The sequence below is a fragment of the Candidatus Dependentiae bacterium genome, assembly GCA_016191325.1.
Lineage (GTDB): Bacteria > Babelota > Babeliae > Babelales > JACPOV01 > JACPOV01.
This window is the reverse complement of sequence record JACPOV010000008.1, coordinates 759,034-773,803: the sequence shown is the minus strand read 5'-3', so window position 1 is coordinate 773,803 and position 14,770 is coordinate 759,034. Positions and strand designations below refer to the sequence as shown.

Below are 14,770 nucleotides of genomic sequence, written 5' to 3'. Positions count from 1 at the left end.
TGTAACCAGGCGTGTAATCAGCAGTACACGGTTTCAAATGAGCCGATGTGCTGATGATTACAGATAATGTGCCTCAAAAAGTTAGCCTCGCTTACGAAGTGCGGCTCAATAGATGAGGTAAGCTAATTTCCTCATATCCTTCAATGATCTGATGAGCTTGCTCAAGTTGGGATCTGCGTTTTGCGGTATTAATACCAATGCAGAACATGCCAGCGGTTTTTGCTGCAGCAAGTCCATGCGCCGAATCCTCAATAGCGATGCAGTCTTCCGGGTTCATGCCGAGCTTTTCCGCCGCATGCAGGTAGATCGCAGGATCGGGTTTTCCTTTATTGCTTACGCGCGATATTGGATAAATATGCTCACCAAAAAGTTTGGAAAGGCCAAGTGCTCGATCGGTGATCGCTACAGTTTCATCGTGTGCGTTAGTCGCAACGCCGGTCTTTAAGTTATGCTTAATCACGTCGCCGTGAAAACTTAAAAAACCTTGAACGAACCGAACTTCGTGCACATACAGTTGATTGGCGCGTAGCGCTTTTTCTTCTATAAGTACTGCGAGTGCATCTGGTAAATCAAAATGATTCTTCAAAAAAGTACAGCTTTGATTGAGTGCCAAGCCGTTCAATTTTTCTTGCAACAAAAGCTCGATTTCTGACGAAACCGCTATGCCGCGATGGTTGAGCAATTCCTTAGTTGCTCGTTTCCAAATATGTTCGGTATCAACGATTGTGCCATCTAAATCAAAGATGACGGCTTTATACCGATTTATCATGAGTTCCCTTTCGGTGTTGTCCCGTAGCAGTCTTGTGTATATACTACGTTTATGTGTTTTAAATGTTTCATTGTTTATTTTACCTCAGGGGTAGTTAATGGTTCGCCCTTCATCAAAAGCGCTTTTCGGGCTCGCTCTTAGTTTTATTTTACTTCAAATAGTCAGCCTTTTTAAAGTAAACGCTATTTTGGGTTCCCAATATGGGTTTTTTTCGTTGAGTAATTCGATGCTACCTTTAATTGGTATCTGGTGCGGATTGCCGTTGGCGATCGGCGGATTAGTAATAAGGGGATTGCTGAGAGGCTTGTTAATTACTGGTACTATCTTCACACCACTAGCATACCAGATTCCAACCATTTGTGCATCCGCTTATTGGACGGTAGAAAACAGGGCAATTAAAATTCTTATTCCACTTATTTGTATAGCACTTTTTCTTGCGCATTCGGTTGGAGCTCAAGCATGGTGGTATAGCTTGTATTGGTTTATTCCAATGATTATTCAGTTGCTTCCGGTTCGGTCTCTTTTCCTGACGGCTCTCGGGAGTACTTTTACTGCGCACGCAGTTGGTTCTGTTTTATGGATTTACTGCCTACCAATGACCGTGCCGATGTTTGCAGCTTTGATGCCGGTTGTTATCATTGAACGATTAATTTACGCTTCTGGCATGGTGCTTATGTATCATTTAGTAAATTGGCTCGGTGGAAAATTAATCAAGATTAAAGGTTTTGCAATTGGTTTAAAAGGATCGATGGCATGATGAAGCATTTGGCAATTATTATGGATGGTAATCGGCGCTGGGCTCGATCAAAAGGTCTGGGTTCTCTTATCGGTCATTCAAACGGTTTTGAAGCAGCAAAGCGAGCGGTGGAATTCTGTTTAAAGAAGAAAATTGCCTATCTTTCGCTTTATACGTTTTCGATTGAAAATTTTAAACGATCAGAACATGAGCGCAGTTACCTTTTTGATTTGCTTGCTTCAAAAGCGCCTCAACTTGTCGACGATTTTCTTAAATATGGTGTGCGTGCCCGATTTATTGGCGATCGATCACTTTTTCCTGCGCAATTACTTTCAACAATTGAGAATCTAGAATCTCAAACGAACCAAGGGCATAACCTGCAAGTAAACTTTCTTTTTTGCTACGGTGCTCGGCAGGAAATTATACAAGGCGTTAAATCTATAATTCAGAAAATAAAAAACGGTGAACTTTCGGAAAATGATATTACTGATGAAACACTCAATAATTCATTGTGGACTGCCGGTATTCCTGAGCCAGATATGATTATTCGTACTGGTGGTACCAAACGGATGAGTAATTTCCTTCTCTATCAAGCGGCTTACAGTGAATTTTATTTTCTCGATTGTTTTTGGCCAGAAATTACCGAAGATCATCTGCAAGCTGCTTGTTTAAATTTTGAAGAAAGTAAAAGGAATTTTGGTACATGAAGCACGTGGCACTTCTTGGTGAGGGGAATTGGGGAACAGCAATTGCAACATTGCTTGCCCATAATGGATTCAATGTTCATTTGTGGTGCCATGATAAAGAAGTTGCTCAAGAAATTCGAACAAAAAAAACTAATTCCCGCTATCTGCCCGGTATTATTCTTTCAGATCGTATTACGCCGACCACAGATTTAGAAGAATTATTTAATACTTCTTCTATAATATTTGAAGCAATTCCGGTTCAATATTTACGTTCAACGTTAGAAAATTGCAAAAAATATGTGAAACCAGATCAAAAATGGGTTGTTCTTTCTAAGGGTATTGAAAACAAAACATTATTATTGCCAACGCAAATGCTTGATGATGTTCTTGGCCCGGTTGCACACAAAGCGGCACTGGTCGGCCCAAGTTTTGCGCAGGATGTCGCAACTCAGCAAATCACAGCAGTAACTTTAGCTACCACCGATTGTGATTTCGGTTTAGAATTGCAAAAAATGTTGAGCAACGATTTTTTTAGATCCTATTTATCGCTCGATCTTATTGGTGTGCAAATAGGCGGTGCACTCAAAAATGTTATTGCGCTGGCAATCGGGATGCTTGATGGGGCAGGTTATTCAGATAATGTAAAATCTTTTATTCTCACGCGCGGGCTTCATGAAATGATGCTTATTTGCCAATTGCGTGGTGGACGAGCGGAAACGGTCTTCGGGCTTTCTGGGGTGGGAGATTTAGTGCTTACTGCGATGGGAGAGCGCAGTCGCAATCGCGAAGTTGGAAAGCGAATTGGAAAAGGACAAACAATTGAGCACATTCTTGCGCAAACAGGATACATTCCCGAGGGTGTAAATACCGCAGCTTCCGTAAATCAATTGATCGCCGAGCTTTCACTTGATTTGCCTGTATGCAAGGGTGTTTACGAAATAATTGTTGGAATAAAAAAAATTGATGATTTGCTTAATGAGCTCATGAAAAGACCACTCGAACAAGAATGCGTTATTATAAATTAATATAAAAGAGGCATAAAGCATGCCTCTTTATTTTTACTATCACTTATTATTTTTTTGTAACTTCAAACTTAGGAAAGAAGTGCTCTTTCATGAGATCTCTTGTTTGATTGAGAAATAAGGTGAATTCTGCAAGCCTTTGATTATTATATTCTTCGATCGCTGCAATTTTTTCAGTATCGGTATTATTTTTTTTGAAAATTTCAATCAGCTGCTTTTCTTTGCGGTGCTGCAGATTCAAAAACATGAGCGCTTGCATTGCAGTTGAATTGATCATTAATTCTATCGCTGAAAGTTGTTCAGCATCTGGAACGAGATCAATCTCTTTCAAATAGTTTACATAAGCACTGAGTAATTTTTCAGAAGCAGCTTTATTTCCGTTGATTTTAGAAATGAGCGCCAATCCCTTTTTTTGAGCCTCGCTTGGCACCACCAAATTTCCTTTGATTGTTCCATCCTGTACCGAAATTATTTCACTTTGTGAAGCGATCCCTTGGAAAATTTGTAACCCAGGAATAATTGCTACTGTTTGAAAGTTCTGCTGCAAAGTATCTTCTGAATAAATGATGAAACTTTGTGCAATGATTAAAATAACGAGTATATTTTTTAACTTCATTTATCTCCTAAAAAAAATAAGGGACAGCGAATGCCGTCCCTTAAGATAGTTGTTTTTTAAAAGCTATTAAGCAGTCATTTGCATATCAGTAGATGCACAATTTTCTGCACAAGCATCTTTTTCGCATACTTGTTCGCAACACACTTCTTCGTTCTTTACTGCTGGGCAAACGCCATCTTGGCATTCTGATTCGCAGGTGTTGCAGGTTTCGTCCATTGGCATTTGGCGTGTGGTTTCTTCTGAATCAGCAAAAGCGCCGATAGACAAATTACCTTCGAGGTTTTTATCCATCTTGCAGCAATCAGCGATTTGGCACATTACGCTTGAAACTTCAGGCATAATATTTGTTTGATCAGCTTGATTTTGGCACATCATAATGCAATCACTTGCCATGCCAACAATGCGATTCCAATTTGCTTCGTCGCATCCAGGTTTTCTGCTTACAGAAAATCTGAACTCGATTCCTTCAATTTTGTTTGCCATTTCTCTCATTGAAGTAGATTCAGCAGCAGGGCATGTTGAGCAATCTGCTTGCGCAAGAGATGAAACAAATGCAAAAGCATAAAGTGAGATTTGTTTTTTCATAAATTCTCCTTGAGAAAAAAACATATGGAATTCGAGTTCAGTATAACAAAGGATTTTGCTTATTCAACCAAGAGCTGAACCGAGAGATAGTTTTTTTGATTAATAATTGTGCCGGCAAGCGGACGTTGTTCGCGGATGGTGCATTTTGAACAATCGTGTGCGAAGGTTTTCTCACGATTATGCACGATTTCTATTTTAAAATTATTCTCATCAATAAAAGAAATCAGATCCGAAACTTTTTTGCCACAGATATCTGGAAAAATAAATTCTTTGTTTGCGGGTGCCGTGATATATACCATTAGTTTTCGGTTTATTAAATCTGTGTTTGCTGCGGGAATTTGGCCGATGCAGGCGCCAGATGGTTGCAAGCTCGGAACTTCATAAACGCTCAAACGCAATGAATTCTTCTTTGCTAGTTGATCGATTTCATAAATAGATTTTCCTATGAAATCAGGCGCTTGCATAAGTGTTGATTTTTTTGAGACAACACAAAAAACTGGTTGATTAATACGTGTTAATTGGCCAGCTTGCGGTGTTTGATTTACGATGGTGCCTTCTGGCAAATCGTTATCTTCTTTTTGTGCAAGGAGGCGCAAATTAAGTTGATTTTCTGCAAGAAGAAGTGATGCATTGTGCACAGTGCTGCCAATAAGTGGCGGAACTGGTATTTGTTGCTGAGCGTAGCGAACATAAAGAATGCTGTAGCCAGCAATACAACTTATAAATGGAAGTATCCAAAAGAATGAACTAATTTTCAAGGTCGTTGTGCTGTTAAGAAAAAGGTTAAAGGCAATCAGTAAGCCAGATTCTGTTTTCGCTTGCGCGAATGACAATCATTTATCTATGCGACGTACCCGCACGTAAAAACCGGAACGAATACCGTCCGTGCCTATTGTGTCTTGCTCCAAGCAGGGTTTGCCTCGCTATGCTATCACTAGAATAACGCGTGCGCTCTTACCGCACGTTTTCACCCTTACCTTTTTTATACAAAAAGGCGGTTATTTTCTGTGGCACTTTCCATGGGCTTACGCCCCCCTTAGTTTCTAAGGTGCTTTTTCGTTAGGAGTCCGGACTTTCCTCTTTCCCTGTTTTATAGGGGAAAGCGATTGTCTAGATTGCCTCTAATTCTTATATTTCAAAAGTATGCGAATCAGTATTAGATTAACAAAAATCTGAAGAATGGTACAGGATATCTCGCTTCGCGTGAGTATCCAAGATGGATTTTGCAAAAAATGGGCCATAATGAGTGAAAAACCCAAAAATATATACGAAAAAAGATCTATCCTGTAATTCAAAAAAGGCAGAAGAGGCACGATCCATAAGGTGGCGTATGCAATAACGGTAACACTTTCCTGCGCACATGAAATATAAGAAAAATATTCAAGATAAAGAAAGCCGAGCAGTGCGCACAGCGTTGGTAGAGAATTGGTAGCAAAAAGTGCCACAGAAAAAAGTGACCATAATAATTGCAAATAAGGATAGGAGAAAAAATAGGCTACAGAAAGATCAGCAAAAAAAAATACGGGCAGAATTACATATATATTGGGTGCGCAAATAATATTCAATTTGGGTCCTCCGTTAAAAAATTGACTCCATCGAGATATTATATTGACAAACCACCTTATTCAAGTAACTTTTATACGAAATAATAAGGATACCATTATTTTTAGGAGTTGATCTTATGAAAAAAAATCTATTATTCGGGGCGGCACTTGCTAGCTTAGTACTTGTAAATGTTTCTAATATTTCTGCAGAAGTTGAGGTTAAGTCAGTTGACAATACTTCAGTTATTGCGCGTATTAAAGAAGTTGGATCATCTGTTGTAGCACACGTTCGTTCTCATCCAATTAAATATGGCGTGGGCGCAGCTCTTATTGCTGGTGTTTTGGTTGTTTACAAAATTGTTTCTAGCCAAGAAGAACAAACATCAGATGATATGACAAAGCTTGCTGCACGTAATTAAGTGTGAGCTCGAATTAGTCATTGATTAATTTGAATTTAAAAAAGGCCGTTTAAAAAAGCGGCCTTTTTTTATCCTTTTTATGAACATATATTCACGTGTGTTGACACTTTTCCTTATTTTTTTTGGTTCTTTTTTAGGACTGCTTTTTGGCTGTTTTGTTTTTATTGCAGCATATCCCTGGATTGATGTTTCAGCTTTGCATCGGGATAGTGCTGTTCGCCCTTCAATTATTCTTGATGATGAAGGGGTTGAATGGGCACGCTTTCAAGTAGACCGTAAAGAGCCAATAACTATTTCAGCCGTCCCTGAGCATGTAATCCAAGCATTTGTCGCGGCAGAAGACCGTTCTTTTTTTAAACATACCGGCATTTCTTGGCGCGGTATTATTCGTTCTTTATTTGTTAATATTTATCACCGAAAAAAAATGCAGGGTGCGAGCACTATCACGCAGCAGCTCGTGCGAATGCTTTATTTTGATCCACAAAAAACATTCATTCGCAAAATTAAAGAACAAATTGTTTCATTGATGTTGGAACAGCAATTAAGCAAACATCAAATTCTAGAACTTTATCTAAATAACGTTTATTTTGGTTGTGGTATTTATGGCATTCAAGCAGCGAGCCAACGTTTTTGGAATTGCTCGGTGCAAGATGTAACGATTGATCAAGCTGCGGTTCTTGCATCGATCATGAAATCGCCGGGGCATTATTGCCCGCTCTTGTTTCCGCTTTCTTGCCAAGAGCGCAGAAATATTATTTTGCATTCGATGCTTCAATGCGAATTTATTAAAAGAGACGATTACGAAAATTTGATAAAAAAACCGCTTGAGCTTGCAAAGCCCACAGCGATGCACGCACCACATGCAAAAGAATGGATTCGTGCATTTGCAGAACAAGCAATTGGGCGCGATCTATTGTACAAGGGCGGCCTGATTATTCAATCGACAATAAATCTGCAGATGCAAAAGGACGCTGAAGAAGAATTTGAAAAAAAAATTAGCCAACTACGTATTAAGATGATGCCAGAAATAGATGGAAGCGTTATCGTTATGGAAGGTGCGACGGGCGAAATCAAAGCGCTTGTGGGCGGATACAATTTTGCTGCATCGAAATTTGATCGAGCGCACGGAGCGCATCGGCAATTTGGTTCAATATTAAAACCGCTCGTGTTTGCAGCCGCGGTAGAAAAAGGAATTAGATTTGATGAAGTTGAGATTGATGAGCCGCTAGAAATTCCTTCGGGAAATAATGTTTGGAAGCCAGAAAATTTTTCGAATCAGTTTGATGGGCCGATGACGCTTGCCTATGCGCTTTCTCATTCAAATAATATCGTGACGATCAAAACATTATTGCGCATCGGTGCCGCGCGCGTAGCACAACTCGCGCGTGACTGCCAAATAAAATGTCAAATCCACGAATATCCTTCGCTTGCACTTGGCTGCATTGATGGAACGCTTAAAGAAGCGGTAGGAATGTTCAACATTTTTTCTCAACACGGAGCGTATGTGGAGCCACATCTTGTTTCATGGGTAAAAGATCAATGGGGAACTAAAATTTGGAAAGCACAGCCGCTAAAAAAACAAGTGATCGCCCCTGCAGTTAGTGGACAAGTTGCACACATTCTTGGCTTGAGCATCGAGCGATTAAAAAAAAGGCACCCAGATTTATTGCAAAGTGAAGCGATAGGAAAAACGGGAACAGAAAATACGTGCCGCACCTGTTGGTTCATTGGCTCAACGCCAACGCACACGACCGGCGTCTATATAGGTTGCGACGACAATCGATCATTGGGGAGATATATTTTTGGATCAGCGACAGCATTTCCTTTATGGTTATCAATGCAGAAATATATTTCATGCGGGCAAAAAAAATTCACCTATGACCCTTCTTTAAAAGCTATAATTATCGACGAAAAAACCGGAAAGCGTTGCACTTTGGCCGATTCTCGCGCAACGAGAATTCTCGTTGCCGAATGAAATGGGGCTTGCTGGGCACACATACAATGCTTGCTAATCGCATAATCAGGTTAGTAGTATAGCAATGTTTTTAAGAAGCAAGGAGAAACGGATGAGCATAATCGGCAATCCATTTTATTGGGTGATAATTTTTCTTTCTCTCATAACGCCTCATTTGGGCCACGCTAGCCAGAACGATCAATCAAATAAAAACGAAAATATTGACCAAAAGTGGGACGATTTAAAAAATAAGTTTGTAAATACGGCGCAAAATGCTAGTGATGGCGCGAGTGGTTTCCTTAACGGTATAGGCCAAAGTGTTGGTATCGTCACGGCAGATTATCATTATAGCTTTCAAGTATGGAACGATACGGCAAATGCAGTACTTGCTGCCACGCAAAGAATTGTTCCGGCAATGGGGATGAGCATTTCAGAAGATTATGATTATGCTCAAATCGTTGAGCCGTTTACTAATAGTGGCCAATCGTTTGTAAATCAACAACTTTATTTTAGTGTGGCTCTTTTTGCGGATCCAAAAAATAGTTTTGCTCAGTTGCTTGGTAAAGCGTCTGTGCAAGATTTACAAAAAGTAGCGGGTGCATCTGCTCAATATCAAATTTTGTCTCGTGATATTTATCCTTGGCCAAAAGATGATAATAATATGTATTTCTATCGCGTTTATAGAGCAAAAACTAATTTTGCTGCAGAATATTTGGGGATAAAAACGGCGACAACCGATTTTCTAGGAATGTTCTATAATAATAGTGCAAAAGATGTGACGCTCGAATTTGTTAAAGATAGCCAGGATTATAAAATAACTCTTGAAGCAGGCACATTCAATTCATTGCAATCTACCTCAACAAATTTTCCTTTTTCTATTCGGCCGCAGCCGGGCAAAAAAGCTGCATTTAATTTTTCAGCGGGAAACAATCCATTTGCAACGATGCCGATTGCGCAGCAGGGCATAGGAAACGTTTCATATAATGAAACCACCAAAACTTACGATCCAGCTGGCCCTATGCTTTACACGTATGAAGTATATTCTAAAGATAGCGGTGCGCTGGATGTAACAATTCAGGGTTTATCGATCGGAAATTTTGATCAGCCAATTTCCGGAAAACTACGTGATATCAATCCAGTTCAATGTCATGTATGGCGGCAATCGGCGCAGCAGGCCCAAATCGAACGCACTAAGGCAGCTACAAAAGAATCGACTGACGATACTACTTCTATTGCGTACGACGCGCCTGAAACATTTTGGGTTGCGTATAAAACTCAGGATTATAGTATTGCAAAAAAAGTGGAAGCGGGAAAAGTTTTAGATTTTACGATTATTCGTCCACAAATAAAAGAAAAAGAGGCGTGGCTGTATGGTGTCACTCTCTTAACTAATGATGACACAAAAGCGAAAAAATTTCTCGATCGTTTGAGTGAAGGCAAAATTGGGCAGGGCGCAGTGTATACCAAAGCTGGCTTGATTGGTGGCGAGTTAGATCTCTCTAAAATGAGCGCAAATACGAATGGATTAATTGCTGACACCGATCCAAAAGATGGAAACCGTTCAGGAGTTATTGGGTATGTTATTTTTGCCGATTCGTTTCTACCTACGGGCGTTGATAGTTCAGCGAATTTTTATTATTTTGCGCCACCGCCAGATTTGCGCATTGATCAATTATTGGGACTCATTTATTTTTCCGACGATTCGTATACTAAAGATCAAAATGGCGCAATTGTTTTAAAGCCTTCGATCGCTCAAGCTGCCCAGAAAAACTTTCTTTCTTGGCTTGCGCAGTATCCAAAGAATAAAGCGAATGTTCAAAGCGAGGTGAAAAAATATATTCAGGAAAATGGAAATGCGGTGCTCTTTGTTAATGGTTCAGGAGCCAGCGGTGAGCGTGTTCTTACGCAACAAGGGCAACATATGGTTGATATGATTTTGGACGGCCCTATAAGTATTGCAAACTATCCACTTTTGCGAAAAGCAGGGATTAACTATTATGTATTTACGCTGGGTGGTAGGCCCGATTCTTGGCCTTCGTAGTTCAACGCAATACGAACCGCGTAATCAAAAAGTTCTGGGTCGGTTACCAAATCGTTTTGGCGCAAAATATACACGAGTTCGGGATAACGCTCAGCAAATGCCGATGCATTTGCATTTTGGTGGTTGTCTGCACAATTTTCAAGCGGAATGGTAATGCAAGGTTTTTGAAAAAAAAGAGTTTCAAATAGTGAGCCGGCGCCCGCGCGGCATACAACTAAATCTGCTTGTTGATAATAGGCGTCAAGCGCATTATCGTAATCAAAAACATGCGCTGTAACGCGATTGGCTGTATAAAATTCCATAAGTTCGGCTCTATGTTGAGCACCGGTTTGGTGAATAATATGCAACGATGGCGCGAGTGGACTTTCTTTAATCCAATTTTTAATAAACGAATTAATAAATGCAGATCCTTGAGATCCACCAAGCACTAAGATTGTCTTGTGTTCTTTTGGTTGCGCAAGTGCCAATGGTTCGCGTTTTGCAGTTTTGAAACGCACTGGGTAGGGAGTAAGTATGCATTTTGATGTGGGCAACTTATCGAGCGCTTGCTCGAAGCAAATGTAAATGCGTTGAGCAAAATATGAAAGTAAGCGTACTGCTTTTCCTGGAATCGCATTGAGCTCATAAAGCTCAATTGGAATACCAAGGAGCGCTCCACTCAAGCAAACAGGAATAGAAATTGCGCCACCAAAGCTGATAATTTTGGATGGCTTATTTTTTTTTAATACTGAAAATGCTGCGGAGCAACTTTTGGCAAACGACACTATAAACGAAGGATAAAGCCAGAAGCGCCAGCCAGGAAACTTTTTGAGGCGGAGTTTTTCAGGATTTTCTATGAATGAATAATTTTTCAAAATAGAATGCTCAAGTGCGCGATCTGAAGTAAAAAAAAGGAACGGTGCATTTGTGCGCTCGCGATATTCTTGCGCGATGGTGGCACAAGGAACTACATGGCCCCCCGATCCGCCAGCAACAAAACAAATAGGGCTATTCATAGGAAATAAAACCTTTACGCTAATGAAAGTTCTTTGTGTTTTTTGTTCAACTTCTGAACATATTTTAGTTTAGGTAATTTCTTTGTGCTCTGATAGCTACTGACTTGAATTAAATCTGGTGCTTTATAGAATTTTCTTTCTTTATACCAAATTTTTGCTTGAGTATTGAGAAAAAGATGATTGTTTGGATCTTTTTTAAGTGCTGCATCGATATGTAATTGCGCCGCTTTGAAATTTTTATCTTTTACTAAATAATAGTCGGCAAGGAGATGGCTCAGGGGAGCAAAGTCTGGATTAATTTTAAATGCTACATTAAGGGTCTCAAGCATCGATGGCCATTGATGCCGCTCATAATAAATAATCGCAATTTGATAGAGAAGTTGTGTTTTAATCAGTACATCTTTTGATGAAGCAATCGCTTGATTAAGATAATATAATGCCTCTGAAAGCGTATTTTTCTTGAGCGCAATATCGATCAAATAAAAAAAAGGATAGGTAATCGAGGGATTTAAATGCGCATAATGCTTTAATGTCGCTATAACAGCTCGTTGTTCGGTCTTGTTAAGATACATAAGATGCAAAATTCGATACAAGGAAGGGTTATTCGGATTTTCGTCGATCCAGTTCTTTAAAAGAGCGATCGCCTCTTTTGACCTTTTAAGACAGCCGAGAAGCTCAATTTTAAAGAGTCTTGCAGACTCTTCATAGGGATGAATCAATAAATGATCGTTTATGAGTTCCAATGCTGTAATAAATTCTTTTTGGTGATATAAGTCGAGTGCTCGATCTAGGAGAGAATCATTCAGCGGCATGAGTTTGCTGTTTTCTTTCTTAAGCATCAGATTCAATATTTGGCGTTCGACGTTGGGATCATGCCCGACTATAGAGAGAAAGTTGCGATAACTTAACATTGCTTTATCTACATTTCCACTGAGTTCATTGATCAAACCGGAAAGAAGCCATCCTTGCTCAAAATTTGGATTTAATTCGACGCATTTGCCGATGTTAGAAACGGCCGACTCTTTTTGCATGAGCTGAAAAAAAATCTGGGCTTTTAAGAAATAGAAAATAAAGCTCGAGCTTTTTTCACCCCGAATTTTTAAATAACGATCCATGATTGCGACTGCTTCTTCAGGATGCCGTGCACGAACATGCGCCGCTGCAGCATAATAAACGAGTTCTGCATCTTCTGGATGTGAGTTTGCTAGCGCCATGATTCGTTTATCAGCTTGTGATTGCTTGCCACTCAATTCAAGAGCTTTAATAATGATCATCTGGAGATCAAGCTGCTGCGAAAAATTTGCTTCGATCTGCGGAATCATCGAAATTATTTTTTCGTATTGTTTAGTATTAAAGAGATTGTGAATGTAGCCTGGATAGCTGTAAAGGGATCCGCCTGATCGCATGATCGTATCAAAACATTTTTTAGCTACGTTATGTTGTGCTGATAAATCATTATAATATCCCCATATATAAAGATGAAAATGATTAGTAGGGCCATCATCTAGATGGGGCGGGGGAGTTGGCATTAAGGATAAAGTCGTTTGTATTAAAATGAAGAGAAAACTGCCTGAAAGGCTTAATTGCTTCATGTTACTCTTTCTCCCTATTGCAGCGTTGTAAAAACTGAAATAAAACGATGCGCAGTTCTGGATCATTTATCTTGCTAAGCGCCGCTTCTTGTTCCTTTGATAACGATAGTGGGGCGACGGCAGTAATCCGCTTAAAAGAAGGAGCGTTTCCACCTTTTTTTTTCTGCGCTATCTGTTTAAATCGTATATTTTTTATTCTGGGCTGGTCGAGACTTTTGTTAATTGTTTCCAGAATGACCGGGGAGAGGAGATACATTTCCTGAAGCCAGCTTGAGTTAAAGACCCCTAAGGTTATCGTGTCTTCCGCGATTTTAAGAAGCGTAACATGTGCCTTTAGGTTCCCAACAATCGTTTGCCACTGTGCAAGGAGTGTCACTTTCCACGATTGATCTGCAGGTAGCAAGTGTGGCAGGAGTTCTTTTATATGCATTGGCATCGATAGGAAATCCTTAAAAAGTAGTTCAACGTTCATGTAGTGTAGATACTTATTGCCTCCAGATCAATGATTGTGCAAAAGTGTTGGGTTGAACATCCAGCAGAATTACCTTATAATGATTGGCATACTTTTCATTTCAATAAATTATTAATTTTTCAAAAGGGCATAATTTTGAAACTAAGATTATTAACTGCTATAATGCTCATTGCATGGACCGCCATTGGTACTTCGTGTCCTATCGACTCGGGAACAAACCAAACGCAGCCCACTGTTTCTATAGTCATTGGCTACGCTATAACTTCCCAACAAACGGGCCAGTATTGGGCAGACTTTCCAGGAATTAGTTACGGCGCACAAAATTTTCAAAATTCTCCCCAAGTTCTAAATCCGTTACAACAGCAAAATCCAAGCGCAGCAACAAATAATAATAGTGCCGCTCCCAAGGTTTCGAGTACTGGTAGTTTTTAAGATTTGCTGTAAAAGTTTTTATAGCGAAATATACTACAGATTATCTCCAATACGAAGTATAATGAGCGATCATTCACCTTGCATCTGCTTTTATAATAAAGGATCTTCGATGAAATATAATCTCTTGGGAATAATGTTTTTAGGCTCAGTAATTGTAAATGCCGTGGGCCCTGTTGGCACCGAATCTCAAAACCGCAATTTCCAAGCGGTCTGCCTAGGATATAAGATTGTCTCTTGCACCCCAAACCCTGAGTTCGATTTTGGTAGCGCCTCGCGCGGCGCGTATTACTGTGAGTATGTTCTGGAAAATAATCCATCCCAAAACAGTAAAGTCGATATTGCGCATGCGAAAAATAAAGATGACAATGCAGATATGAAAACCGATACAAATAAGCATTGTCTCATTTCTTAGTGGTGGTTTTGTGAAAGAGGGGAGTAAGCGAAGTGCAAAAAAAATTTGAGGTTGAATCCCATACCGCCGATTTGAAAATTCGCGTTTTTGGCTCGACACAGGAAGAACTATTTATAAATGCGCTTATCGGCATGTTTCAATCAATTGGTCCGTCGGCGGTCAATTGCATTAAAAAAAAAGATTATCTTGTTTGCCAAGATCTTATAGTCACACGCAATTCAAAAGTTTCTGGAGAAAAACTAGAAGATCTTCTAGTAAATTTTTTATCAGATGCATTGTATCTTTCAGATGTTCATAACGAAGCCTATCTTGACGCGGTCATTCACCAGTTGGGCACCAATGTTTTAAAAGCTACGCTCCGAGGAGTGCCTGTTTTGCGTTTTGAAATAGAAATAAAAGCGGTAACCTATCATGAATGTCATATTACGAAAACAGCTGACGGCCTGTGGACTACGGAACTTGTTTTTGATATTTAACGGTGATCTCTCTATACGA

Annotated in this window: 16 protein-coding genes and 1 other RNA gene; 9 read left to right on the top strand and 8 right to left on the bottom strand. The window is 39.7% G+C overall.

The annotated features are described in order from the left end of the window. Nucleotides 1-91: 91 nt before the first annotated feature. The gene (locus HYX58_04205) at nucleotides 92-769 is read right to left on the bottom strand and encodes an HAD family phosphatase (protein ID MBI2775179.1); all 678 of its coding nucleotides are present in this window, start codon (nucleotides 767-769) and stop codon (nucleotides 92-94) included. A 97-nt stretch (nucleotides 770-866) separates the two neighbouring features. Between HYX58_04205 and HYX58_04200 the strand changes: the two genes are divergently transcribed. From HYX58_04200 to HYX58_04190, 3 genes are read left to right on the top strand one after another with little or no spacing between them, the layout of a single operon-like run. Then, on the top strand, nucleotides 867-1,526 hold the full coding sequence (locus HYX58_04200) for a hypothetical protein (protein ID MBI2775178.1): 660 nt from the start codon (nucleotides 867-869) through the stop codon (nucleotides 1,524-1,526). Then, complete coding sequence (gene uppS / locus HYX58_04195) at nucleotides 1,523-2,212, top strand: di-trans,poly-cis-decaprenylcistransferase (protein MBI2775177.1); 690 nt, start codon at nucleotides 1,523-1,525, stop codon at nucleotides 2,210-2,212. Before HYX58_04200 ends, uppS begins: the two co-directional genes overlap by 4 nt. Continuing rightward, entirely contained in the window at nucleotides 2,209-3,216 is a 1,008-nt protein-coding gene (locus HYX58_04190) for an NAD(P)-dependent glycerol-3-phosphate dehydrogenase (GenBank protein MBI2775176.1), read from the top strand. Before uppS ends, HYX58_04190 begins: the two co-directional genes overlap by 4 nt. 46 nt (nucleotides 3,217-3,262) lie before the next feature. Here HYX58_04190 and HYX58_04185 read toward each other — a convergent pair whose 3' ends face one another. The 4 genes from HYX58_04185 to rnpB form a co-directional block, all read right to left on the bottom strand. Beyond that, the gene (locus tag HYX58_04185; protein MBI2775175.1) at nucleotides 3,263-3,829 is read right to left on the bottom strand and encodes a hypothetical protein; all 567 of its coding nucleotides are present in this window, start codon (nucleotides 3,827-3,829) and stop codon (nucleotides 3,263-3,265) included. Nucleotides 3,830-3,895: 66 nt separating this feature from the next. Next, nucleotides 3,896-4,414, bottom strand: coding sequence for a hypothetical protein (locus HYX58_04180; protein MBI2775174.1), 519 nt, complete (start codon nucleotides 4,412-4,414; stop codon nucleotides 3,896-3,898). A 59-nt stretch (nucleotides 4,415-4,473) separates the two neighbouring features. Further along, the gene (locus HYX58_04175) at nucleotides 4,474-5,172 is read right to left on the bottom strand and encodes a PASTA domain-containing protein (GenBank protein ID MBI2775173.1); all 699 of its coding nucleotides are present in this window, start codon (nucleotides 5,170-5,172) and stop codon (nucleotides 4,474-4,476) included. A 23-nt stretch (nucleotides 5,173-5,195) separates the two neighbouring features. Next, an RNA gene (gene rnpB, locus HYX58_04170) (RNase P RNA component class A) lies at nucleotides 5,196-5,537 on the bottom strand. Nucleotides 5,538-6,095: 558 nt separating this feature from the next. Here rnpB and HYX58_04165 point away from each other — a divergent pair. The 3 genes from HYX58_04165 to HYX58_04155 all read left to right on the top strand — a co-directional run bounded on the left by HYX58_04165 (nucleotide 6,096) and on the right by HYX58_04155 (nucleotide 10,372). Continuing rightward, nucleotides 6,096-6,377 carry a hypothetical protein gene (locus tag HYX58_04165; GenBank protein ID MBI2775172.1) on the top strand — a complete coding sequence of 94 codons (282 nt, stop codon included), beginning with the start codon at nucleotides 6,096-6,098 and terminating at the stop codon, nucleotides 6,375-6,377. Between the two features lie 79 nt (nucleotides 6,378-6,456). Further along, nucleotides 6,457-8,352, top strand: a complete 1,896-nt coding sequence (locus HYX58_04160) for a transglycosylase domain-containing protein (GenBank protein MBI2775171.1) — start codon at nucleotides 6,457-6,459, stop codon at nucleotides 8,350-8,352. Between the two features lie 91 nt (nucleotides 8,353-8,443). Next, nucleotides 8,444-10,372 carry a hypothetical protein gene (locus HYX58_04155; GenBank protein MBI2775170.1) on the top strand — a complete coding sequence of 643 codons (1,929 nt, stop codon included), beginning with the start codon at nucleotides 8,444-8,446 and terminating at the stop codon, nucleotides 10,370-10,372. On the opposite strand, the gene HYX58_04150 is transcribed toward HYX58_04155, so the two are convergent. The 3 genes from HYX58_04150 to HYX58_04140 are packed head-to-tail and all read right to left on the bottom strand — an operon-like array spanning nucleotide 10,327 to nucleotide 13,395. Next, nucleotides 10,327-11,367 carry a UDP-N-acetylglucosamine--N-acetylmuramyl-(pentapeptide) pyrophosphoryl-undecaprenol N-acetylglucosamine transferase gene (locus tag HYX58_04150; GenBank protein ID MBI2775169.1) on the bottom strand — a complete coding sequence of 347 codons (1,041 nt, stop codon included), beginning with the start codon at nucleotides 11,365-11,367 and terminating at the stop codon, nucleotides 10,327-10,329. The genes HYX58_04155 and HYX58_04150 overlap by 46 nt on opposite strands. Nucleotides 11,368-11,381: 14 nt before the next feature. Then, a complete protein-coding gene (locus HYX58_04145; protein ID MBI2775168.1) occupies nucleotides 11,382-12,959 on the bottom strand; it encodes a hypothetical protein in 1,578 nt (525 codons plus the stop codon). Nucleotide 12,960: 1 nt separating this feature from the next. Continuing rightward, nucleotides 12,961-13,395 carry a DUF721 domain-containing protein gene (locus tag HYX58_04140; protein MBI2775167.1) on the bottom strand — a complete coding sequence of 145 codons (435 nt, stop codon included), beginning with the start codon at nucleotides 13,393-13,395 and terminating at the stop codon, nucleotides 12,961-12,963. Between the two features lie 171 nt (nucleotides 13,396-13,566). On the opposite strand from HYX58_04140, the gene HYX58_04135 reads away from it, so the two are divergent. From HYX58_04135 to HYX58_04125, 3 genes are all read left to right on the top strand, one after another. Then, nucleotides 13,567-13,863 carry a hypothetical protein gene (locus HYX58_04135; GenBank protein MBI2775166.1) on the top strand — a complete coding sequence of 99 codons (297 nt, stop codon included), beginning with the start codon at nucleotides 13,567-13,569 and terminating at the stop codon, nucleotides 13,861-13,863. Nucleotides 13,864-13,972: 109 nt separating this feature from the next. Next, nucleotides 13,973-14,275, top strand: coding sequence for a hypothetical protein (locus tag HYX58_04130; protein MBI2775165.1), 303 nt, complete (start codon nucleotides 13,973-13,975; stop codon nucleotides 14,273-14,275). Between the two features lie 32 nt (nucleotides 14,276-14,307). Then, nucleotides 14,308-14,751, top strand: coding sequence for an archease (locus tag HYX58_04125; GenBank protein ID MBI2775164.1), 444 nt, complete (start codon nucleotides 14,308-14,310; stop codon nucleotides 14,749-14,751). Nucleotides 14,752-14,770: the final 19 nt, after the last annotated feature.

Bases quoted from the DNA above. Each gene is read 5' to 3' on its own strand.
- HYX58_04130 (MBI2775165.1), top strand. From the start codon at position 13,973: ATGAAATATAATCTCTTGGGAATAATGTTTTTAGGCTCAGTAATTGTA.
- HYX58_04150 (MBI2775169.1), bottom strand. From the start codon at position 11,367: ATGAATAGCCCTATTTGTTTTGTTGCTGGCGGATCGGGGGGCCATGTA.
- HYX58_04140 (MBI2775167.1), bottom strand. From the start codon at position 13,395: ATGCCAATGCATATAAAAGAACTCCTGCCACACTTGCTACCTGCAGAT.
- HYX58_04205 (MBI2775179.1), bottom strand. From the start codon at position 769: ATGATAAATCGGTATAAAGCCGTCATCTTTGATTTAGATGGCACAATC.
- uppS (MBI2775177.1), top strand. From the start codon at position 1,523: ATGATGAAGCATTTGGCAATTATTATGGATGGTAATCGGCGCTGGGCT.
- HYX58_04180 (MBI2775174.1), bottom strand. From the start codon at position 4,414: ATGAAAAAACAAATCTCACTTTATGCTTTTGCATTTGTTTCATCTCTT.
- HYX58_04165 (MBI2775172.1), top strand. From the start codon at position 6,096: ATGAAAAAAAATCTATTATTCGGGGCGGCACTTGCTAGCTTAGTACTT.
- HYX58_04185 (MBI2775175.1), bottom strand. From the start codon at position 3,829: ATGAAGTTAAAAAATATACTCGTTATTTTAATCATTGCACAAAGTTTC.
- HYX58_04190 (MBI2775176.1), top strand. From the start codon at position 2,209: ATGAAGCACGTGGCACTTCTTGGTGAGGGGAATTGGGGAACAGCAATT.
- HYX58_04155 (MBI2775170.1), top strand. From the start codon at position 8,444: ATGAGCATAATCGGCAATCCATTTTATTGGGTGATAATTTTTCTTTCT.
- HYX58_04145 (MBI2775168.1), bottom strand. From the start codon at position 12,959: ATGAAGCAATTAAGCCTTTCAGGCAGTTTTCTCTTCATTTTAATACAA.
- HYX58_04200 (MBI2775178.1), top strand. From the start codon at position 867: ATGGTTCGCCCTTCATCAAAAGCGCTTTTCGGGCTCGCTCTTAGTTTT.
- HYX58_04160 (MBI2775171.1), top strand. From the start codon at position 6,457: ATGAACATATATTCACGTGTGTTGACACTTTTCCTTATTTTTTTTGGT.